A 21,238-nucleotide genomic window follows, 5' to 3' on the forward strand; every position below is an offset into this window, starting at 1 on the left:
TCGACCACCTTGTCGATGGCGATGGCCTGGCCGGCGTTGGCGCCGACCTGGAACAGCTGGCTGGAGAACGAGCCGTCCAGCAGCTTGGTGCCGTTGAACTCGGACTGCTTGGCCACGCGATCGATTTCGGCGGTCAGCTGCTTGACTTCCGCGTTCAGCGCGGCGCGGTCGGACGACGAGTTGGTCGCGTTGGCCGACTGCACCGACAGCTCACGGATGCGCTGCAGGTTGTTGCCGATCTCGGTCAGCGAACCTTCGGCGACCTGGGCCAGCGAGATGCCGTCGTTGGCATTTCGGACGGCCACGTCCAGGCCGCGGATCTGCGTGCTGAAGCGTTCGGAGATGGCCAGACCGGCCGCGTCGTCCTTGGCGCTGTTGATGCGGAGACCCGACGACAGACGCTGGATGGTCGTGGCCAGCGAGGCGCCGCTGGTGCTCAGGTTGCGCTGAGCATTCAACGACATCGTGTTGGTGTTGATTACCTGTGCCATGAGAAGTTTTCCTTAGGCGTTTGTCGCACGGGGGATGGAGATTCCAACGCTTCCCGGCCGTGCAACCCGGGACGCAAAGGCTTAGTTCCGCAGCAGGGACATCACGTTCTGGGGCACCTGGTTGGCCTGGGCCAGCATGGCCGTGCCGGCCTGCTGCAGGATCTGGGTGCGGGTCAGTTCGGCGGTTTCCTTGGCGAAATCGGTATCGCGGATGCGGCTGCGCGAGGCGGCCAGGTTTTCCGAGCTGGTCTGCAGGTTGGCGACCACCGAGGTGAAGCGGTTCTGGATGGCACCCAGGTCGGCGCGCGCGCCGTTGACCGAGGTCAGGGCCTTGTCGACCACTTCCAGGGCGCGCTGCGAACCGGCGAAGGTGGTGATGTCCAGGCCCTGGACGAAGCTGTTGGTCGTGGCCAGGTCGCCGCCGTTGGTACTGGTTTCGGTCAGGCCAAGGTTGGCGGCCGTCGACGCGGTGGCGCCGGCGACGACCGGCCCGCCGAAGGCGAGGGCGAATTCCTGCCCGCCCTTGATGCCGGTCAGGTTGATGACGCCGGCCTTGACCTCGGCGTAGACGCCGGTCTCGCCCAGTCGGGCGTTCAGCGCGGCGGCCGCGCCCTGCGTGATCGACTGGCCGGCCTTCACTTCGAAGGCGCCGATGTCGAACGTCGTCGCGGTGCCGCCGGTCGGGGTGACCGTGACCTGCAACTGCGAGAAGGTGGTATCGGCCGCCGCCGCGTCAACGGCCAGCGCCGTACCGACGTAGCTGTTGGCGAAGGTCACGCCGCCCAGCGTCTGGGCGCGGGCGTCGACCACCTTGTCGATGGCGATGGCCTGGCCGGCGTTGGCGCCGACCTGGAAGAGCTGGCTGGTGAACGAACCGTCCAGCAGCTTGGTGCCGTTGAAGTCGGCCTGCTTGGCGACGCGGTCGATTTCGGCGGTCAGCTGCTTGACTTCGGCGTTCAGGGCGGCGCGGTCGGACGCGGAGTTGCTGGCGTTGGAGGACTGCACGGCCAGTTCGCGGATGCGCTGCAGGTTGTTGCCGATTTCGGTCAGCGAACCTTCGGCGACCTGGGCCAGCGAGATGCCGTCGTTGGCATTGCGCACGGCCACGTCCAGGCCGCGGATCTGGGTGCTGAAGCGTTCGGAGATGGCCAGACCGGCGGCGTCGTCCTTCGCACTGTTGATGCGCAGGCCCGACGACAGGCGCTGGATGGTGGTGGCCAGAGAGGCGCCGCTGGTGCTCAGGTTGCGCTGAGCGTTGAGCGACATCGTGTTGGTGTTGATTACCTGTGCCATGTTCGTCTCCTCTTATTTGGATTCACGGCGTTGAAGGGAAAAGACGCTGCCGGTTTGTTTTGTTGGGCTAGTCGTCTTCGTGTTGCGAAATGAATAACGGCGCTCCCCAAAAAACCTTTAGGGGCCATGCGAAAAAATGTGCTAGGCCGCGGAAAGGCCTGTCTGGCAGGGATTCGCGCAGGAGAGGAAAAGCGTGACGAAGGCCCTAAAGAAGGCGCGGGCGCTGCCGTTAACCGCGCCCTTCCGACTGCAACGGCACGCGACCACGCGTGCGGGCGCGGGCGAGCGCCCGTGCGCGTGAACATGTGAAAGGTGAGCAAGCGCGCTCGCGCGCAGCGCGCGATCAGGGTGTCGGTGTGGCGTTGCGCCAGGCGTCGGCGGGATCGGCGAGCAGGGATACGCCGCTCAGGCGGTACTCGCAGCCGACCAGGGTGCGTCCCTGCAGGCTGGGATGTTCGGGCGGATAGACGACCAGCGCGTGCGCATCGTCCAGTGCGCCGGCAAGTGGCGCGTCCTTGCTCTCTTCCAGTGCACGCTCCAGTTGCACGGTGGCCTGCTCGATCGGATGGTTGACGAGCAGCAGGACGCGATTGTCAGTGATGACCACCGCGTCGCTGCGATGCCCCCACGCCTGTACCGGATCCTCCAGGCGGTAGAGATCCATCATCGGTGCGCTGTACTGGCGTTCGGTCTGGACGAACTCCGACGGACGCTCGCGCCGCAAGCGCGTCAGCAGGGCCGGCACGTCGGCCCTCGACGTGCGGCAGGTGAGCGCGTCGAGCAGCGTGTCGGCAGGGCCGGCCGCCGGTGCGGGCAGGGCAGTGGGCGAGGGTGCGACGACCGTCTGCGCGGACGACGTGAGCGTCGAAGCGGCCAACGACAGCGCCGCCAGCACCCGGGCCAGGGACTTACTCGATCTGCGCATTCGCGTGGGCGGCGTCGAGCGCTTCCATGGCGTCGCGCGGCTTCAGCTTGCCGGCCTTCTCGAACGACGCGGCCGCCGCGTCTTCCTTCTTGTCGCCATGCAGGAGCAGCAGCACGTTGGCGTACTCGACATGGGCGATGGGCGAGTCGGGCGTCAGCTTCAGCGCGGTCTTGATGTGCGATTCGGCCTCGCTGGCCTTGGCGCCGTAGGTCAGGCCGCCGATCATCGCGCCGATCTTGTCGATGATCTCGGCGTGGTAGAGCGCCAGTGCGGTATGCGCTTCGGCATGCTTGGGTTCGCGCTCCAGCGTCGCATCCAGCGCGGCGCGCACCTTCCCGGCGATGCCCTGCTTGAGCGCCTTGGCGATGCTCAGGCCCTGGCTGTAGCGGCCCAGGGCGAAGGCGTGGCGGTAATGGCTGTTGGCTTCGTCCGGCAGCGCCTTGATCGCGGCCTCGGCCAGCTTGGCGGCCTGCTCGAAGCGCTTGAGCTGCTCTGCGTCGTCATCCACCAGGTAGGTGGCGTGGATGCCGATCGCCTTGACCGCGACGGAGGCGCCCAGCGGTCCGAGCGCCTCGCCGGCTTCGTACGCGGCCTGGAAGTCGCCGCGATGGAACGCACGCCACGCGTCCTGCAGGCGCTGCGCCAGATCGGCGGGCTCGATGCCCTTGGCGGCCTTGCCGGCGGCGGCGATCAGTGCCATGGCGCGTTTCTCGTCGGGGTAGGGCTCCTGATCGCCGGCATGCAGGGCCGGCCACGCCTTCTTCAAGGCATCGCCGGCGTACGAATAGTTCTTGGCGTCGTGCGGAAACGGAGTCCACTTCGAAGATTTCGCTGCCATCGATCATCCCTCCCAGGAAGCGGCGAGCATCGCCGCGAACGCGGTCCGCAGGCAACCCCTACGCAATCGGTGACACGAGCGGCCAATAGTGTGATTGCTCGACGCAGGCCGGACAGCATCACCTCATGAAAGCCGGCCACCGTGGCCGGCATGTGGATGCCCCCATGGCCACCCGGAAGACCACCCGCAACAAGACTCCCGAACCCACCCTGCGCCACGTCTGGCTCGCCGGTCTCGGCCTGATCGCCGTGGGCCGTCGTGAAGCCATCGGCGCCGCCAACGATGCCGTCGGCAAGCTGCAGGCCGCGCGCCAGCAGGCGGAAGCGCTGGCCGAACAGGCCCAGCGCGACGTGCTGGGACGCCTGGCGGATGTCCGCGAACAGGGCGAGGCCAGCGTGGAGCGCTTCAGCGCCGACGTCGAAGCCCGCCTGCAGCCCGTGCTGGCCAAGCTGGGCCTGAAGACACCGGCCCGCAAGTCGGCCCCTCGTGCACGCAAGAAGCCGGCTGCCAAGCGCACGCGTCAGGCTGCTACGCCCCGCAAGGCCGCCGCGAAGCGGCCGGCACGCCGCAGCCGGGCCTGAGGGCCGGGCGAGTAACCAGAAGGAACGCCCCGCCTGTCGGGGCGTTCTGCTGTGGCCGGTCGGAGCAGGGCCGGGGGTGGCGGAGCGCGGGAACGCGCCGTCGTCGCCGGGTGGCGCAGGCGGTCGCAATCGCCGCCCGCCGGAGCAGTTCCTTGATTTCCCTGTGGTCCGTGCCACGGAGCCCCCGGGACGAAGCAGGAGGTCCGGCACGTCGCGACGCGACGACGTCACCGCGCATCGCCGCCAGAACCGGCAGCCCCCGCCGGCGACGATCGGGAGTCGAGGACAGTATCGGTCCTCAATAGGCGCGCATACTGCGCCCATGCTCAGCACCTCCAACCGTCTCCTCCGCCTGCTCTCGCTGATGCAGTCCCGTCGCCACTGGACCGGCGCGGAGCTGAGCCAGCGGCTGGACGTTGATCGCCGTACCCTCCGGCGCGATGTCGAACGTCTGCGCGAGCTGGGCTATCCCATCGACGCCTCGCCCGGGCTGGGCGGCGGCTACCGTCTCGGGTCCGGCTCCGCCATGCCGCCGGTGCTGCTGGAAGACGACGAGGCCGTCGCGGTAGCGGTGGCCCTGCGCACGGCGGCCGCCAGCGTGGGACGGATGGAAGACACCTCGCTGCGCCTGTTGTCCAAACTGGACCAGTGGCTGCCCGCACGCCTGCGCAAGCGCGCCAGTGCGCTGTACTCGGTCACGCTCTCGCTGGCCGGCGGCGTGCCGACCTCCGATGTGGACCTGCTGCTGCGCATCGCCGGCGCATGCCGCGACGGTTTCCGGCTGCGCATGCACTACCGCGACCGCAGCCAGCGCGCCACGGAGCGCCTGATCGAACCGCTGCGCCTGGTGCACACCGGCAGCCGCTGGTACCTGGTGGCATGGGACCTCAAGCGCGAGGACTGGCGGACGTTCCGTGTGGATCGCGTGCAGTCGCTGCACGACACCGGCACGCAGTTCCCGCCGCGGGAGTTCCCCGGTGACGTGGCCGACTACGTGGCCAAGTCGATCACCCAGCCCTTCACCCGCTATCAGATCAGGCTGCGTCTGCCGGGCTCGATCGAAGAACAGGCCGCGCGCGTACCGACATGGTGCGGCATCCTCGAAGCCGGCGATGCGCACCACTGCCTGCTGGAGCTGGGCGCCGAATCGATCGACGCGCTGCTCGCGCTGATTGCCCTGATCGGCCCGAAGTTCGAGATCGTCGACGACCGCGGACTGCTGCCGGAGCTTCGCGCGGCGTCGGCCCGGTTGGGCGATGCGCTGGCCGCCTGAGCTCCGCCCACTGACCATCCACCGGTTGGCGTAGAGCGGAGCTTGCTCCGCTGCCGTTCGTTTCCCGAGGCACCTGTGCCGTCCGTCGTGCAGCAAGCTCGACGCTGCGCCACAGGGCACGGGCAACGATGGGGCGGCGTCAGACGGTGTACGCCTGCGTCAGCGTATTCAGGTGCACGCGCTCGGCATCACGCAGGAACGGCGCCACCAGCATCATGACCTGCACGATGCCCTGGCGGATGGCGGCCTGTTCGTCCTTCTCGCCGCGCGTGGCCGCGTAGTTCAGCCAGAACGTGGAAATCACCAGCACGTTGGTGGCGGTGGCGGCCAGTTCCGCCGCCGACGCGCGCATCACACCCGCATGGCCCATGCCGCGCATCACCGCGTGCGCACTGTCGTCGGCACGCTTGAGGATGCGGGCGAAGCGCATGCGCAGGCGGCGGTTGCGGCTGAGGATCTCGACCAGGTCGCGGTACAGGAACCGGTAATCCCAGATGCACTCGAACACCAGGTGCAACTGCAGCCAGATGTCCTCCAGCCCCGGCAGCCGGTCGGTGGGGGGAGTGAGGGCGGCATCCATGCGCTCTTCGTACCGCGCGAAGAGCTGCTCGATGATGTCGTCCTTGTTGCGGAAGTGGTAGTACAGGTTGCCCGGGCTGATTTCCAGCTCGTCGGCGATGTGGTTCGTCGTGACATGAGGCTCGCCCTGCATGTTGAACATCGCGAGGGCGGCATCGAGGATGCGCTGGCGGGTATCGCGCGCCATCCGGGCCGATCCTAGGCCAGCAGCTTCTTCACCAGGTCCACGTACTTCTTCTGCGCGTCCTCCTGCGACGTGCCCTTGAGCTTGGCCCAGGCTTCGTACTTGGCGGTGCCGACGAAGTCGAAGAAGCCGGGCTTGTCGCCCTTCACGTCACCTTCCGCGCCCTGTTTGTACAGCCCGTACAGGCGCAGCAGCGTGTCGTTGTCCGGGCGCTCGCTCAGCGTCTGGATGTCCCTGGATGCCTGCTCGAACGCGTTCTTCAGATCTGCCATGGATGATCCCTCCCAGTGATCGGGGCCATCACACCACGGGTGGTGGGGGCGGTCAATCCGTGACGGGATTGTCGAATCCGGATCGCTCTGGCAACGTAGCCCGCAGGGCGGTCGGAGGGGCTGGCCCACACATTGCGAGGGTTGGGACGTCATGAGCTATTTCGTCACGGGCGCCACGGGATTCATTGGCCGTTACCTGGTCGGCAACCTCCTCAAGCGCAGCGGGACGGTCCACGTACTGGTCCGCAAGGACTCGCAGAAGAAGTTCGACGCCATCGCGAAGAAGGCCGGCTGGGACATGAAGCGCGTGTCCGTGGTGCATGGCGACATGACCAAGCCCAAGTGCGGACTGACGCCCGCGCAGCTGCGCGCCCTGACCGGCAAGGTGAAGCATTTCTTCCACCTGGCCGCCATCTACGACCTGACCGCCAGCCGCGAGGCGCAGCAGGCCGCGAACATCGGCGGCACGCAGCATGCGCTGGATCTCGCCGCCGCAGTGAAGGCCGGCTGTTTCCACCACACCAGCTCCATCGCCGCCGCCGGCCTGTACCCCGGCATCTTCCGCGAAGACATGTTCGAGGAGGCAGAAGGCCTGGACGATCCCTACCTGCGCACCAAGCACGAGTCCGAAGGCCTGGTGCGCCGCGAAACGCGCATCAAGTGGCGCATCTACCGCCCCGGCATGGTGGTCGGCCATTCGAAGACCGGCGAGATCGACAAGATCGACGGCCCGTACTACTTCTTCACCCTCATCAAGAAACTGCGCGAACTGCTGCCGCCGTGGATGCCGGTGCTCGGCATCGAGGGTGGACGCATCAACATCGTGCCGGTGGATTTCGTGGCCGATGCGATGGACCACATCGCGCACAAGCCGAAGCTGGACGGCCACACCTTCCACCTGACCGATCCCGAACCGATGCGCGTGGGCGAAGTGCTGAACACCTTCGCCCGCGCCGGCCATGCACCCGAAATGACCATGCGCCTGGATGCGCGCATGTTCGCGTTCGTCCCCGGCGGCATCCGCACCGCGGTCGGCAACCTGCCGCCGGTGCGGCGCTTCATCGGCATGCTGTTGCGCGACTTCAAGATTCCCAAGGAAGTGCTGAAGTTCATCACCTATCCGACGCGGTTCGACAGCCGCGAGACCGAGCGGGCGCTGAAGGGCAGCGGGATCGCCGTGCCGCGGCTGGACGACTACGCGTGGCGACTGTGGGACTACTGGGAGCGCCACCTCGATCCGGACCTGTTCGTCGACCGCACGTTGAAGGGCAAGGTGCGCAACAAGGTGGTGGTCATCACCGGTGGTTCCTCGGGCATCGGCCTGTCCACCGCGCAGCGCGTGGCCGAAGCGGGCGCGACCACGATCATCGTGGCGCGCGGCGAGGAGGAACTGTTCAAGGCCCGCGACGACATGAAGAAGGCGGGCGGCAAGGTCTATGCCTACACCGCGGACCTGTCCGACATGGCGGACTGCGACCGGCTGGTGAAGACCGTGCTGGACGAGCACGGGCACGTCGACATCCTGATCAACAACGCGGGCCGCTCGATCCGCCGTTCCATCGAGGCCAGCTACGACCGCTTCCACGATTTCGAGCGCACGATGCAGCTGAACTACTTCGGCAGCGTCCGCCTGATCATGGGCTTCCTGCCGAAGATGACCGAGCGCCGCAAGGGCCACATCATCAACATCAGTTCGATCGGCGTGCTGGCCAACTCGCCGCGCTTCTCGGCCTACGTGGCGTCGAAGGCGGCGCTGGATGCGTTCAGCCGCTGCGCGCAGGGCGAACTGTCGGGCAAGGGCATCAGCTTCACCACCATCAACATGCCGCTGGTGAAGACGCCGATGATCGCGCCCACCAAGATGTACGACAGCGTGCCGACGCTGTCGCCGGAGGAAGCGGCCGACCTGCTGGTCAAGGCGATCATCGAGAAGCCGAGTCGCATCGCCACGCGCCTGGGCATCTTCGCCGCGCTGGTGAATGCGCTCGCGCCCAAGGCCTACGAGGTGGTGATGAACACCGCGTTCGAGCTGTTCCCGGACTCGGCCGCGGCCAAGGGCGACCGCAAGGCGATGAAGGAAGCGGCGCCCAGCCAGGAGCAGATCGCGTTCGCGTCGCTGATGCGGGGCGTGCACTGGTAGGTGGCGCTGCGGAGTACCCGCAACACTGCGGATATCGGCTTGTCGGCAGGCTGCGTTCCGATAGGGCCTGCGCCTGCTGCGCTGTGGTCATTGCCGGACGGTGAAGGAGGCGTCGCGGAGCGCGCTGGGCGCTATGCGTCCTGCGTGTACGCCCACCGCAACGGCACCGCCTGCAGGTTACGCATATGCAGCGCGAGCGGTTCGATCCGCGACCACAGGAACTCGCGCAGGTCCGCATCTTCTATCGTCTCGGTCATGGCGCCATGGAAGCAGGCCAGCCAGCCGCTGGCTTCCTCCATGCCGATGCGGAAGGGCAGATGGCGGGCGCGCAGCATCGGTGCGCCGTGTTTCTGCGTGAACAACGGTGGTCCGCCGAGCCAGCCGCTGAGGAACTCGAACAGCTTCTGCTCGCTGCCTTCCAGCGATGCGGGATGTTGCGCGCGCACGGCAGCGGCTTCGGGCAGCGTGTCCATCAACGCATACATGCGCTGCGTCATCCGGCGCAGGCCGGCCTCGCCGCCGATGCGGTCGTAAGGTGTGGGAACAGCGGGATCGTTCATCGGATCGGGAGGCGGGGCGGCGGCAGGATCATCCTGCAGCGCTGCCCCCGCGCACAGCGACGGAGTGTCGCGGTGCGCCGGCGATCACATCGTCCTGCACTGGCGCCAGCGCACCGGTTCGCTGCTGCCCGGTGGCGGGTTGAGCTGTACGCGGGTCGCGCGCAGGGCCGGGTAGCGCTCCAGTTCCAGGCAGATCCACGGCCAGATCTCCTTCTCGCTGGCGGTGCGGTCGATGCTCAGCGTCAGCTTGGTCTGCCAGACCCCGCGGGTGATGCCGGGCGTCTTCGACAGGGCCTTCAGGACATCGCGCATCTGCGCTTCCAGCTCTTCGTCGGTGGGCTCGCGGAAGCTTTCCTGCGGGACGGCCGGCGTCGCCGGTGCCGCCGGCGTGGCCGGGCGTGCCACGCGGGTGGGGCTCGCGGGTTCCGCGTCCTCGCGGACCGTCGGATAGACGTTCGACCAGGCCGCCATCGCCAATGCGCCCAGGGTCACCGCGCCGAGCCACGAGATGCCCGTGTGGCGCTTGGCGCGGCTGGTGGCGTAGTGGGCGATCTGCTCGCGCAGGGCGGGCTCGATCAGGTGGCGCACTTCCGGCCACAGCCGTGGACCGTCGAGCAGTTCGATGCTGGTGCCCTGCGCGGCGTCTCGCCCTTCCTTCTCGACCTTGCCCTCGGTGGCGAGGATGCCGCCGCGCGCGGCGCCCAGGCGGATGCTCGCGGCCAGTTCCTGCACCGGTGCCGCGGCGATGCGGTAAGCCGACCCATGCTTGCAGGACAGCAACCAGCGTTCTTCGCCCCGGGCGAGCAGGAAGGTCGACTGCGGTTCGCGCGATTCCTGCTGGTCCGGCGTCGCTTCCACCAGGCCACGGCGTGCCATCGCGGCCAGCACGAGCTTCGAAAATTCGCGCCAGCGCAGTCCGGACAGGGCGTGCAGTCCATACGACATTTCGTCGCGGGGGCGACGGATCAGCCAGAGATAAACCGTGGCGGCGGTGCCGCTCACAAGGGTGACGGCCAAGCCGATGAGCCAGATGGACATGCGTCGCGGATGCGTTGTTGTTATTAGACCCGCGATTCTACCGGGCCGGCCCCGTACGTGTCTGTGCCCGATGGCGACAGGGGGAGGGCGGCGGGCTATGAAGCGCCCGCCAGTCCGAAGCCGTAAGGGGAGGGGAGCAAACGAACTTCGATGGACTGGCGGGCGGAATGATTGTTACGTCATTCGATGCTGCCGCGCAACAATTTTTCATTCAGAAAAGCACACGAAAAATCGTGTGCGACCTTATGGTGCGGCCTTCCTGCGCGGCGCACGTTTTGCGGGCGTTTTCTTCGCCGCGGGCGCCGGTTTCTTGACGCTGGCGGCCTTGCGCGGACGCGCCGCACGGGCCGGTTTGGCCGACGGCGTGCCACCGAGCTTGCGCAGTTCCGCATTGAGCGCGTCCACGCGGTCGATCAGCGCGGAAAGATCCTCGCGGCTGGGCACCTCCAGGCGGCGCAGTGCGCGGTGCACCCGTTCCTCGAAGACTTTCTCCAGCCGGTCCCAGGTGTCGGAGGCGCGCTCACGCGCCTGGCCGACCGTGGTCTCGACCGCGTCGCGCACGGCCTGCGCCTTGCCACCGGCGGCCTTGCGCGTGAGGTGTTCCAGGGACAGGCCTTCCTTCACCAGCGTCTCGAACAGTTTGGTGCCTTCGGCCTGGGCGCGCCCGAAGGCTCCCACGCCGGCCAGCCATACCTGCTGCGCCGATTCGCCAAGACGCTTCGACATCTGTTCGGCCTGCGCCTGCAGGTCCTCGTTCTTGGAAGCGGAAGCGGTCTTCTTGCGTGCGGATTTCTTCAGCGTGGCCATGGCGTTCCGTCATTGGAGGGAGGGGTGAGTGCGGGCCAGAATCGGCGCCGCGTCTAGAGTTTTCACACCAGCGGGTGACGCATCCGTGATCGGCTCAGGAGCGTCGCGCCGCGCGATGGCGCGACACCAGCTGGTCCACGTCGTCCAGCGCACGGCGCAGGCGGGCGGTGGTTTCGGTCATGCGCGGCGTCACGTCCAGCCCGTCGAGGATCGAACGATGGCGATCGTTGACGATGTCGTCGTGGTAGCGGATGCCATGCGCGGCCAGCATCGGCTTGAGCACGGCGGCGCGCTTGCGCAGGTCGGCCAGCGTGTTGCGGTAGGCCAGCTGGCAGACGCGGTGACGCGAGGAGAAGCTGAAGAGGTTGGTGAAGAACAGCTCGCTGTCGTCGGCATTGGGCTCGAACACCAGCTGGTCGATATTCGGATACCGGTGCGGATACTTCTCCATGCCGATCTGCATGCGCGACTGCAGCAGCGTGCGCAGCGTCTGCGACAGCACGGCCGGCAGGCCGCCGCTGGCCAGCCCGACCTGTTCGGCCTCGTCCGCCTGCGGGGTGGCCTGGTTGGCGTCGAACGGCACCAGCGGGTTGATGCCGATCATCAGGTCGATGCCGCGGTCGAGCACGGTGCTCGCGTGCATGGTGCGGCGCAGGGCGCCGTCGAGGAAATGCCGGCCGCCGATCTCCACCGGCGGGTACAGGCCGGGCAGGGCGGAACTGGCCTGCACGGCGCGCGAGATCGGGATGTCGTCCCAGCCCTCCTCGCCGAATCGCACCGCCTCGCCGCTGTCCAGGTCCACCGCGACCACGAACAGGTCGGCCTCCAGGGTGCGGAAATCGTTGCTGCGGCCGCGCCGGGTGAAGATGTCGCGCAGGAAGCGCTCGACTTCCTCGTTGTCGAAGATGCCGGTGGGCACCAGGCCGCCGAAGCGCAGGAACAGGTCCGACCAGCGCGTGGCCCGGCGCGGGTTTCGCATCAGCCGCGCCAGCCAGTCGGCGTACAGGCCCGGCAGGCTGGCGGCGCGTCGCAGATATTCGCCGACGTTGGGGCGAAGGAAAGTCTCGGGACGGAACTCGGCGTCGTCGCTGGTGCCGGTGATGAAGATGCGGCACATCTCGGCCGTGCCCATCCGGTTGGCCAGCCCGGCCGCGAGGAACGCCCCGGAACTGACGCCCACGTAGCAGTCCATGCGGGTCAGGTCCAGGCCGTCCAGCGCTTCGTCCAGCGCACGCAGCGCGCCCAGTTCGTACATGCCGCCGATGGGGCCGCCGCCGGCGATGGCCAGCCCGATCTTGCCGTTGTGGCTCCGTTGCCGCGCGCTGTGGATCGAAAGCATGTACTACCCGTGATGACCTTGCCGCCCGAGTGTAGCCGACCACCCGCCGGGTTGCGGTGCTCGCGTCGGGTCCGGATCATGACCCCCATGGCCCGAACGAATCCGCTGATCGAACGCGTGGGCAGGCGCCTGGCCTGGCACCAGGCCGCGCACGACCCCGACCACGAGCCGCGCAACCGGCTGCGCTGGCTGCCCGAGGTGCGGCGCTGGCAGGCGGCGCGGCTGGAAGCGAGCTTCGCGCACTTCCTGAACGATCCGAAGCGGCGCGCGGCGGCGATGTTCTTCCTCACCGACGTCTACGGCGACCACGATTTCAGCGGGCGCGACGCCAACGTCGCCAAGGTCATGCCGATGATGCAGCGCCTGCTGCCCGGCGCGGTGCTGGAAACCGTCGCCCACGGCATCGAGCTGGGCGTGCTGACGCATGCCCTGGACATGCGCATGGCCGAGGCGTTGCACAGGCTGGCGCCGACCCGCCGCAAACTCGATGTCGAGCTGTACGGCCAGGCCTATCGTGAGGTGGGCCTGCCGCGGTTGCGCAGGCACCAGATCGACCTGATCGCGGAAGTGGGGGTGGGCCTGGCGCGGGCAGTGAAAACGCCCGGCGTGGCCACGCTGCTCAAGCTGTCGCGCGGCCCGGCCAAGGCGACCGGGTTGGGCGAATTGCAGGGCTTCCTGGAGCGCGGGTTCGCGGCCTTCGCCGCGCTGGGCGACGGCAAGGCGTTCGTGCGCGACATCGAACGGGCGGAGCGGACGGTATCGCGCCGGCTGTTCGCGGGCGATCCGGACCCGTTCCGCGACTAGTCGAACTTCTCGCTCAGCACCCGGCGGATCTCGGCCTCGATCGGGCCCTTCATCGCCGACAGCAGGAAACCCAGGTTGGCGGTGACCCGCAGCTTGTCGGCGAGCAGGGCGATCTTGCCGTCCACGCCGGAGCGGCTGAAATTCAGCGTGTCGCCGTCCCAGCCGTACTCCATGTCGAAGCGTTCGGCCAGTTTCTTCGCCACGCCTTCGATGGCCTTGCGCGCCTGCGCGGGCGATTTGGAATGCGGGTGCTGGATATCGATGCTGGCCATGCGCGGCTCCGGTGACGAGCGGCTATTCTGCGCGGCGACGCGTGAAGATGCCAAGCCGGGGCTGCCGGTCCCGCGCCAACCTGCTAGGCTCCCGTCGCGTGCAGAACCTCAGACTTCATTTCAGCAACCGTCCCGCGCCCGACCGGCCGCTCACCACCGGCGTGCACCGCATCGTGCGCGAAGCGGCCGGCACGATCGGCGTCGGTGACGCCCTGCAGGGCGCGCTGCTCGCGCAGATCTGCGTGGACCGGCGCGGCCTGTGGCTGCAGGTGGCCAACGGCATGCGCGGCGTGCACATCAACGGCCGGCCGGTCAGGCGGATGGCGGTGTTGCGGCCCGGCGACGCGGTGTTCGTGGAAGGCGTGGAACTGCTGCTGCAATCCGGTTACGCGTCGGCGGTCGACCTGCGCGACAGCGATGCAGGCCAGGGTGATATGCGGGTGGTCCTGCGTGGCCTGGGCGGCAAGTACCACGGCAGGAGCGTATCGCTGGAGCAGCCGCGCATCGTGGGCCGCGCCCGCGATGCCCACATCCGCATCGACGATCCCGGATTCGCCGAACGGCATGCCCGCCTGGAACTGCGCGGCGAGCGCGTGCTGCTGCGCGATCTCGGCTCGGCGGAAGGCACCAGGGTCAATGGCGTGGCGGTGCGCGATGCCCTGCTGGTGGCCGGCGACCAGGTGGTGTTCGATGCGCAGCACCGTTTCGTGCTCGAAGTGCCGTGGATGCCCAGCGCGAAGCCGGAGGACGCCGTGCCGGTGGACGACACCGGCGCCGTGCCCGCGGATGCCGCCATGACGGACACGCCTGCCGCGTCGATGCTGCGCTGGCCGTGGCTGCTGATCGCGGCCCTGCTGATGGCGGGCGCGCTCAGCGCGTTGCTGCTGTTCGGCGCGGGCTGAACCTCTTCCACACGCGCCAGCCGAGCAGGACCGCCAGGATGGCGGCATACAGCAGTGGCTCGCGTATGTCCGATTTCACCAGCCACCAGAAGTGCAGCACCGCCAGCACGCCGATGGCGTAGACGAGCTTGTGCAGCTGGCCCCAGCGGCGCCCGAGCCGGCGCATCAAGCCCTGCGTCGAGGTGATGGCCAGCGGCACCAGCAGCAGCCACGCGGCGAAGCCGACGGTGATGTAAGGACGTTTGACGATCTCCTCGAAGATCTGCGTCCAGTAGCCGCGCAGGTCCAGGCCCAGGTACACGGCCAGGTGGAGCGTGGCATAGAAGAATGCGTACAGCCCCAGCATGCGCCGGAAGCGCAGCAGCACCGGTTGGCCGGTCAGCTGCCGCAGCGGCGTGACCGCCAGCCCGATCATCAGCATCCGCAGCGCCCAGAGGCCGGTGCGGTGTTCGATCTCCGCCACGGGATCGGCCCCGAGTGCGTCGCTGCCGTTGCGCCACACGTCATGGAACTGCCAGGCCAGGATGGCCAGTGGCGTCAGCGCGAGCGCATGGACCAGGGTCTTGGCGGCAATCAGGCGCGGGGAGGTCTCGGGCATGCGGGATGGTGATGGTGTCGGTGTCGGAAGGCGATGATGTCAGGTGCGCGACGATGTCGGGAGGCGGGCGACGTCAGCGCCTGCAGGTCCGAGTCCCAAGGGGGTGACCCCCGTCCCCACGCCCGTCGTGCAGAACCCTCGAGAAGCCGTCCGTGGTGAGCCCGTCGAGGAGCTGTGGCGAGCCTGTCGAGGCCCCGTCCGTGGTGAGCCCGTCGAGGTCCCGTTCGTGGTGAGCCTGTCGAACCACGCTCTTGGCGGAAAGCCTGAGCGTCGGTCTCGAACGACATGGTTCGACAGGCTCACCACGAATGGAAGGGGACATCATCACGAAGTGAGTTGAAGCTCACCCCTGCCGTAATCGGGTGGCATGGCACCACACGCAGACCGCGAACACCGTTGCCATGCCAGCCCCCCGGACAGTCGCAGCATGCGGTCTCCGGCCGCGCGCTCAATACCACTTCTTGAGGTCCATGCCGGCATAGAGCGACGCCACCTGGTCGGCATAGCCGTTGAACGGGCGGGTCGGGATGCGCTCGGCGAACAGCTTGCTCTGCGTGCCGGCGATGCGGCGCTCGGTCTTCTGGCTCCAGCGCGGGTGGTCCACGGCGGGATTGACGTTGGAGAAGAAGCCGTACTCCGACGGCTGCAGATCGTGCCAGGCGGTTTCCGGCATCTTCTCGACGAATTTGATCTCCACGATCGACTTGATGCTCTTGAAGCCGTACTTCCACGGCACCACCAGCCGCAGCGGCGCGCCGTTCTGCTGCGGCAGCGGCTTGCCGTACAGGCCGGTGGCCAGCAGGGTCAGCGGGTGCATCGCTTCGTCGATGCGCAAGCCTTCCCGGTAGGGCCAGTTGATCGAGCGGTACCGCACGCCGGGCATCTGCACCGGATCGGCCAGCGTGGTGAAGGCGACATACTTGGCCTTGGCGGTGGGCTGGAACTTCTTCAGCACCTCGCCCAGCGGGACGCCCAGCCAGGGGATCACCATCGACCAGCCCTCGACGCAGCGCAGGCGGTAGATGCGTTCCTCGGGCGTGAGCCCCTTGATGAGGTCTTCCAGCGCGATCTTGCCCGGCCTGGCGCATTCGCCGCCCACCACCACCGACCACGGCGAGGTCTTGAGCGTCTTGCGCGCGTTGGACGGGTCGGCCTTGCCCGTGCCGAACTCGTAGAAGTTGTTGTAGGTGCTGACGTCCTCGAACCGGGTCAGCGTCTCGGTGGTGCGGAAGCCGGACCGCGCCTGTTCCGGCGTCACGGTGATCTTTGGCGGCGGCGGGGGTTCGGCCTCGGCGCACCCGGCCAGGGCCAGTGCGGGTGCGGCGGCGAAGGCCTGCAGCAGGCGCCGGCGCTCCAGGTAGACACGCTCGTCGGTGATCTCGGAGGCGGGAATCCGCAGGGCATCGCGCAAGGACATGGGAGGGGTTTCCTCGGAAGGCGGGTGGGTTCGACCCGGCGCTGCGGCATTGGTTCATCGACCGGGCGCCTAGAAGGTAGTACGCCGCCGATGAAGAAAAGGATGCGCGGCGCTGGTTGCCCCTGCAACTGATGCGCTGCGGCATACTACGGCCCTTCCTGTTCAGGTGCCCCATGACGCGCGCGTTCAACTTCAGTGCCGGCCCGGCGACCTTGCCCGAATCCGTCCTGCGGCAGGCCCAGGCCGAGATGCTCGACTGGAACGGCATCGGCGCGTCCATCGTGGAGATCAGCCACCGCAGCCAGGACTTCATCGCCGTCGCCGCGCAGGCCGAAGCCGACCTGCGCGCGCTGGTCGGCATTCCCGACGACTACGCGGTGCTGTTCCTGTCCGGCGGCGCGACCACCCACCAGGCCCTGCTGGCGCTGAACTTCGCCGCGCCGGGCCAGGTGGTCGACTACGTGGTGACCGGGCACTGGGGCAAGACCGCGATCAAGCAGGCCAGGCCTTACTGCACGGTCAACATCGCCGCCGATGGCGAACCCGGCGGCTTCCACGACATCCCCGCGCGCGACACCTGGCGGCTCACCCCGGACGCCGCCTACGTGCACATCACCGCCAACGAGACCATCCACGGCGTCGAGTTCCGCGATACGCCGGACGTCGGCGGCGTTCCGCTGTTCGCGGACTTCAGTTCGTCCATCGCGTCCGAGCCGCTGGACGTATCGAAGTACGGCGTGATCTACGCCGGTGCGCAGAAGAACCTGGGCCCGGTCGGCGTGGCGGTGGTCATCATCCGCAAGGACCTGCTGGAACGCACCGGCCAGCCGCGCGCGGACATCTTCGACTACCGCTCGCATGCCGAACGCGATTCCATGCTCAACACGCCGCCGACCTGGAACTGGTACCTGGCCGGCCTGGTGTTCAAGTGGATGCTCGCCGAAGGTGGCGTGGCCGAGTTCGCCCGCCGGAACGCGGTGAAGTCGTCGCTGGTCTACGGTGCCATCGACGCCTCGGGCGGCTTCTACCGCAACGCGGTGGCGCCGGCCGCGCGCTCGCGGATGAACATCCCGTTCTTCCTGCCGGACGAGACCCTGACCACGCGCTTCGTCGCCGAATCCAAGGCCGCCGGCCTGCTGGCGCTGAAAGGACACAAGGCCGTCGGCGGCATCCGCGCCTCGCTGTACAACGCGCTGCCGGTGGAAGGCGCGCAGGCGCTGGTCGACTTCATGCGCGATTTCCAGCAACGCAACGGATGATTCGACCTCATCGACCCGATGTGGGAGCGACGTAAGTCGCGATGAAGCGTTACCGGTAGATCTTCGCGACTTACGTCGCTCCCACAGGGACGCGACGGAACTACGGAAACCCCATGGCATCAAAACCCAGCAAACCGAAGAAGACCGCCAAGCCAACCGCGGGCAAGAAAGCCAACGCGACGCCGGCACCCGCGCTCTCCGACGTGCGCGCCAAGATCGACGGCATCGACCGCCAGATCCAGTCGCTGATCGCCGAGCGCGCACGCTTCGCCCATCAGGTCGGCAAGGCCAAGGGCAAGCTCGCGGCGGCGGTCGATTACTACCGGCCCGAGCGCGAGGCGCAGGTGCTGCGCATGGTGGTGGACCGCAACGAAGGGCCGCTGTCGGACGAAGTGCTGGTGCACGTGTTCCGCGAAATCATGTCCGCCTGCCTGGCCCAGCAGGAGCCGCTGAAGATCGGTTACCTGGGCCCGGAGGGCACCTTCAGCCAGCAGGCGGTGCTCAAGCACTTCGGCCGCTCCGCGCACGGCCTGCCGCTGGCGAGCATCGAGGAAGTCTTCCAGGAAGTGGCCAGCGGCAACGCCGATTTCGGCGTGGTGCCGGTGGAAAACTCGGGGCAGGGCACCATCCAGATCACCCTGGACATGTTCCTGACCTCGGACCTGAAGATCTGCGGCGAAGTCGAACTGCGCGTGCACCAGTTCCTGATGTCGCGCTCCGGCCGCATCGACGACATCGAGCGCATCTACGCGCATCCGCAGTCGTTCGCGCAGACCGCGGGCTGGCTGCGCGCCAACCTGCCGAAGGTGGAGAAGGTGCCGGTGTCGAGCAATGCCGAGGGCGCGCGTCGCGCGCGCGGCAACGACGACGCGGCGGCCATCGGCGGCGAGAGCGCCGCACACGTGTACGGCCTGAAGAAGGTCGTCATGAGCCCGATCCAGGACGACAAGGACAACACGACGCGCTTCCTGGTGATCGGCCGCAGCCTCTTCCCGCCGTCCGGCCACGACCGCACCTCCGTGCTCGTCTTCATCCACGACAAGCCCGGCGCGCTGTTCGACGTGCTCAGCCCGTTCGCGCGCCATGGCATCAGCATGAACCGCATCGAGTCGCGACCCTCGCACCGTGCCAAGTGGGAATACGGCTTCTTCATCGACCTGGCCGGCCACATCGACGACGACGCGATGAAACTGGCGCTGGCCGAGCTGAAGCAGCACTCGGCGCAGATCAAGGTGCTGGGGTCGTACCCGGTTGCGGTGCCTTGAACGCCGTGATTCGTGATTGGGGATTCGTGATTCGCAGGCGTGCTGATCCGGCCCAACCCGAACGCGGCCCTTCGAATCCTCCATCACCCATCACGAATCACGAATCACAGATCCCATGACACACGACTGGATCGCCTCCGCTGGCCGACCGCTGCGCGGCACCCTCGACATCCCCGGCGACAAGTCGGTCTCGCACCGCGCGGTGATGTTCGCCGCACTGGCCGATGGCGTGTCGACCATCGACGGCTTCCTGGAGGGCGAGGACACGCGTGCGACGGCCGCGATCTTCTCGCGCCTGGGCGTGCGCATCGAAACCCCGTCGCCGTCGCGCCGCATCGTGCACGGCGTCGGCGTGGATGGCCTGAAGGCCGCAGAGGGTGAACTCGACTGCGGCAATGCCGGCACCGGCATGCGCCTGCTGGCCGGGCTGCTGGCGGCGCAGCGCTTCGACAGCGTGCTGGTCGGCGATGCGTCCCTCTCCAAGCGGCCGATGCGCCGCGTCACCGGCCCACTGTCGAAGATGGGCGCGCGCATCGATACGGAGCAAGGCGGCCTGCCGCCGCTGCGCATCCATGGCGGACAACCACTCGCCGGCATCGACTACACACTGGACGTCGCCAGCGCGCAGGTGAAGTCGGCGGTGCTGCTGGCGGGCCTGTACGCAGAGGGCGAGACGGTCGTGCGCGAGCCGCATCCCACCCGCGATTACACCGAGCGCATGCTGAAGGCCTTTGGCGTGGACATCGAGTTCTCGCCCGGCTTCGCGCGCCTGCATGGCGGCCAGCGGCTGAGAGCGACGGACATCGCGGTGCCGGCCGACTTCTCGTCGGCGGCCTTCTTCCTGGTCGCGGCCAGCATCATCCCCGGTTCGGAACTGCGCCTGCGTGCGGTCGGCCTCAATCCGCGACGCACCGGCCTGTTGCAGGCGCTGCGCCTGATGGGCGCCGACATTACCGAAGAGAACGCGAGCGAGCATGGCGGCGAACCGGTCGCCGACCTGGTCGTGCGCCATGCGCCGTTGCGCGGCATCGCCGTGCCGGAAGCGCTGGTGCCCGACATGATCGACGAATTCCCGGCGCTGTTCGTCGCCGCCGCTGCGGCGGAAGGCCCGACGGTCGTCAGCGGCGCGGCCGAATTGCGGGTGAAGGAATCCGACCGCCTCGCCGCGATGGCCAATGGCTTGCGCACGCTGGGCCTGGGTGTGGACGAGACGCCGGATGGCGCCACGATCTACCCCGGCACCTTGCAGGGCGGGGTGGTCGACAGCCATGGCGACCACCGCATCGCGATGGCGTTCTCCATCGCCGGCCAGCTGGCGGCGGGCGAGGTGCGCGTGGGCGATGTGGCGAATGTGGCTACGTCGTTCCCGAACTACGATGGATTGGCTATGGGCGCAGGATTCTCACTGCGGAAGGCCTGAGACAGCGCGGGAATCTGTGCTGTGGGAGCGACGTAAGTCGCGATGATCCATCTCCAACGCTTCATCGCGACTTATGTCGCTCCCACAACACACAACAGCTGCTCGCAGGCACGATGCATACATAAAAAAGGGGCGCCTGCCCGCGCCCCCTTTTCGTTCCTCGTCCGCTCCCTGGCGGGAGCGCAAGTGATGTCGTTTAGATCGGCGTGAAGTCCACCGGCACCTTCACGCTGGTGGCGACAGCCTTGCCGTTGCGCATGGCCGGCTCGAAGCGCCACTGCTTCACGGCCGTCAGCGCGGCACGATCGAGGTCACGCTCGCCGCTGCGCTCGACCACACGCACGTCGACCGGGTTGCCGTTGGCGTCGACCTCGGCCAGCACCACGACCGTGCCACCCACGCCGGCGCGCAGCATCGAGGCCGGATACTTCGGCTCGGCGTTGGTCGCGAGCGGGCGCGCGTCGCGGCTGATCGGCGCCGGGCGCTTGGCGACGCGTTCGGCCTCGGCGCGGGCACGGTTGGCGGCGGCGCGTTCGCCTGCGGGCGCAGCGGGCGGCGCATCACCGATCACCGCTCCCGGCACGGTTGCCACGGGGGTTTCGTCCGGTGCGCGCGACTGACTCCACCAGACCAGGCCACCGGCGGTGACGGCGACGGCGAACAGCGTCAGCAGGACGGGGGAGGTGGTGCGGCGCGGTTCGACCGTGGTGTCTTCGACGGTGTCGGGGGCGCGGTATTCGTTGTGGGTGGACATCGACATGTGAACCTCCGTTTCGCGTTGTGGGTTCCGCGTTGGAACGGTGCCGAGTCTTTGCGCGACGATGTTGGCGATGCGTGATTGAGCGATGAAGTGTGCCGGTTTGAGTTCAGCTAGCGAAATACACGTTCATCGGTGTGCAGGGCGCGTGCACGGGCGCAGCCTTTCGGCCTGGGACCGCACTTGTCGTATGGCACGCTGCGAACCGAGGCCCCGCTCGTGGT

21 protein-coding genes and 1 pseudogene are annotated in these 21,238 nt (G+C 67.9%); 8 read left to right on the forward strand and 14 right to left on the reverse strand.

Annotated elements, in window-relative coordinates; all coding sequences use genetic code 11:
* From VGN58_RS07300 to VGN58_RS07315, 4 genes and pseudogenes are all read right to left on the reverse strand, one after another.
* Positions 1-491, reverse strand: a pseudogene (locus VGN58_RS07300) (flagellin); the annotation flags it as partial.
* Between the two features lie 81 nt (positions 492-572).
* Positions 573-1,784 carry a flagellin gene (locus VGN58_RS07305; protein WP_327482636.1) on the reverse strand — a complete coding sequence of 404 codons (1,212 nt, stop codon included), beginning with the start codon at positions 1,782-1,784 and terminating at the stop codon, positions 573-575.
* A 343-nt stretch (positions 1,785-2,127) separates the two neighbouring features.
* The gene (locus VGN58_RS07310; protein WP_327482637.1) at positions 2,128-2,709 is read right to left on the reverse strand and encodes a hypothetical protein; all 582 of its coding nucleotides are present in this window, start codon (positions 2,707-2,709) and stop codon (positions 2,128-2,130) included.
* A complete protein-coding gene (locus VGN58_RS07315; RefSeq protein ID WP_327482638.1) occupies positions 2,693-3,547 on the reverse strand; it encodes a hypothetical protein in 855 nt (284 codons plus the stop codon). Before VGN58_RS07315 ends, VGN58_RS07310 begins: the two co-directional genes overlap by 17 nt.
* A gap of 164 nt (positions 3,548-3,711) precedes the next feature.
* Here VGN58_RS07315 and VGN58_RS07320 point away from each other — a divergent pair, with 164 nt between their 5' ends.
* Positions 3,712-4,128 carry a hypothetical protein gene (locus VGN58_RS07320; protein WP_327482639.1) on the forward strand — a complete coding sequence of 139 codons (417 nt, stop codon included), beginning with the start codon at positions 3,712-3,714 and terminating at the stop codon, positions 4,126-4,128.
* Between the two features lie 322 nt (positions 4,129-4,450).
* Positions 4,451-5,401, forward strand: a complete 951-nt coding sequence (locus VGN58_RS07325) for a YafY family protein (RefSeq protein WP_327482640.1) — start codon at positions 4,451-4,453, stop codon at positions 5,399-5,401.
* Positions 5,402-5,540: 139 nt separating this feature from the next.
* Here the strand turns inward: VGN58_RS07325 and VGN58_RS07330 are convergent, their stop codons facing one another.
* Together VGN58_RS07330 and VGN58_RS07335 are read right to left on the reverse strand one after the other, a co-directional pair.
* Complete coding sequence (locus VGN58_RS07330; RefSeq protein ID WP_327482641.1) at positions 5,541-6,167, reverse strand: TetR/AcrR family transcriptional regulator; 627 nt, start codon at positions 6,165-6,167, stop codon at positions 5,541-5,543.
* 11 nt (positions 6,168-6,178) lie between these two features.
* The gene (locus VGN58_RS07335) at positions 6,179-6,436 is read right to left on the reverse strand and encodes an acyl-CoA-binding protein (protein WP_327482642.1); all 258 of its coding nucleotides are present in this window, start codon (positions 6,434-6,436) and stop codon (positions 6,179-6,181) included.
* A 151-nt stretch (positions 6,437-6,587) separates the two neighbouring features.
* Here VGN58_RS07335 and VGN58_RS07340 point away from each other — a divergent pair, with 151 nt between their 5' ends.
* On the forward strand, positions 6,588-8,576 hold the full coding sequence (locus VGN58_RS07340) for an SDR family oxidoreductase (protein ID WP_327482643.1): 1,989 nt from the start codon (positions 6,588-6,590) through the stop codon (positions 8,574-8,576).
* A 131-nt stretch (positions 8,577-8,707) separates the two neighbouring features.
* Here the strand turns inward: VGN58_RS07340 and VGN58_RS07345 are convergent, their stop codons facing one another.
* From VGN58_RS07345 to VGN58_RS07360, 4 genes are all read right to left on the reverse strand, one after another.
* Positions 8,708-9,136: a group II truncated hemoglobin gene (locus tag VGN58_RS07345; RefSeq protein WP_327482644.1), complete on the reverse strand. Its 429-nt coding sequence runs from the start codon at positions 9,134-9,136 to the stop codon at positions 8,708-8,710.
* A gap of 84 nt (positions 9,137-9,220) precedes the next feature.
* Positions 9,221-10,174 carry a restriction endonuclease gene (locus VGN58_RS07350; RefSeq protein ID WP_327482645.1) on the reverse strand — a complete coding sequence of 318 codons (954 nt, stop codon included), beginning with the start codon at positions 10,172-10,174 and terminating at the stop codon, positions 9,221-9,223.
* Positions 10,175-10,417: 243 nt separating this feature from the next.
* On the reverse strand, positions 10,418-10,981 hold the full coding sequence (locus tag VGN58_RS07355) for a phasin family protein (protein ID WP_327482646.1): 564 nt from the start codon (positions 10,979-10,981) through the stop codon (positions 10,418-10,420).
* 94 nt (positions 10,982-11,075) lie between these two features.
* Complete coding sequence (locus VGN58_RS07360; protein WP_327482647.1) at positions 11,076-12,320, reverse strand: patatin-like phospholipase family protein; 1,245 nt, start codon at positions 12,318-12,320, stop codon at positions 11,076-11,078.
* Between the two features lie 87 nt (positions 12,321-12,407).
* Here VGN58_RS07360 and VGN58_RS07365 point away from each other — a divergent pair, with 87 nt between their 5' ends.
* Positions 12,408-13,124, forward strand: coding sequence for an FFLEELY motif protein (locus VGN58_RS07365; protein WP_327482648.1), 717 nt, complete (start codon positions 12,408-12,410; stop codon positions 13,122-13,124).
* On the opposite strand, the gene VGN58_RS07370 is transcribed toward VGN58_RS07365, so the two are convergent.
* On the reverse strand, positions 13,121-13,396 hold the full coding sequence (locus VGN58_RS07370) for a polyhydroxyalkanoic acid system family protein (RefSeq protein ID WP_327482649.1): 276 nt from the start codon (positions 13,394-13,396) through the stop codon (positions 13,121-13,123). The two genes, VGN58_RS07365 and VGN58_RS07370, sit on opposite strands and share 4 nt — an antisense overlap.
* A 98-nt stretch (positions 13,397-13,494) precedes the next feature.
* On the opposite strand from VGN58_RS07370, the gene VGN58_RS07375 reads away from it, so the two are divergent.
* The gene (locus VGN58_RS07375) at positions 13,495-14,298 is read left to right on the forward strand and encodes an FHA domain-containing protein (protein ID WP_327482650.1); all 804 of its coding nucleotides are present in this window, start codon (positions 13,495-13,497) and stop codon (positions 14,296-14,298) included.
* Here VGN58_RS07375 and msrQ read toward each other — a convergent pair.
* Positions 14,267-14,896: a protein-methionine-sulfoxide reductase heme-binding subunit MsrQ gene (msrQ, locus tag VGN58_RS07380; protein ID WP_327482651.1), complete on the reverse strand. Its 630-nt coding sequence runs from the start codon at positions 14,894-14,896 to the stop codon at positions 14,267-14,269. The genes VGN58_RS07375 and msrQ overlap by 32 nt on opposite strands.
* Before the next feature lie 448 nt (positions 14,897-15,344).
* Positions 15,345-16,313 carry a protein-methionine-sulfoxide reductase catalytic subunit MsrP gene (msrP, locus tag VGN58_RS07385; RefSeq protein WP_327482652.1) on the reverse strand — a complete coding sequence of 323 codons (969 nt, stop codon included), beginning with the start codon at positions 16,311-16,313 and terminating at the stop codon, positions 15,345-15,347.
* A 173-nt stretch (positions 16,314-16,486) separates the two neighbouring features.
* Here msrP and serC point away from each other — a divergent pair, with 173 nt between their 5' ends.
* From serC to aroA, 3 genes are all read left to right on the forward strand, one after another.
* On the forward strand, positions 16,487-17,572 hold the full coding sequence (gene serC / locus VGN58_RS07390) for a phosphoserine transaminase (RefSeq protein ID WP_327482653.1): 1,086 nt from the start codon (positions 16,487-16,489) through the stop codon (positions 17,570-17,572).
* A gap of 113 nt (positions 17,573-17,685) precedes the next feature.
* Positions 17,686-18,837 (forward strand): prephenate dehydratase, encoded by a 1,152-nt coding sequence (pheA, locus tag VGN58_RS07395; protein WP_327482655.1) that lies wholly within the window; start codon positions 17,686-17,688, stop codon positions 18,835-18,837.
* A gap of 115 nt (positions 18,838-18,952) precedes the next feature.
* Complete coding sequence (aroA, locus tag VGN58_RS07400; RefSeq protein ID WP_327482656.1) at positions 18,953-20,257, forward strand: 3-phosphoshikimate 1-carboxyvinyltransferase; 1,305 nt, start codon at positions 18,953-18,955, stop codon at positions 20,255-20,257.
* Between the two features lie 196 nt (positions 20,258-20,453).
* Here the strand turns inward: aroA and VGN58_RS07405 are convergent, their stop codons facing one another.
* Positions 20,454-21,017 (reverse strand): energy transducer TonB, encoded by a 564-nt coding sequence (locus VGN58_RS07405; RefSeq protein ID WP_327482657.1) that lies wholly within the window; start codon positions 21,015-21,017, stop codon positions 20,454-20,456.
* Between the last annotated feature and the right edge of the window lie 221 nt (positions 21,018-21,238).

Source organism: Pseudoxanthomonas sp., assembly GCF_035999195.1.
Lineage (GTDB): Bacteria > Pseudomonadota > Gammaproteobacteria > Xanthomonadales > Xanthomonadaceae > Pseudoxanthomonas_A.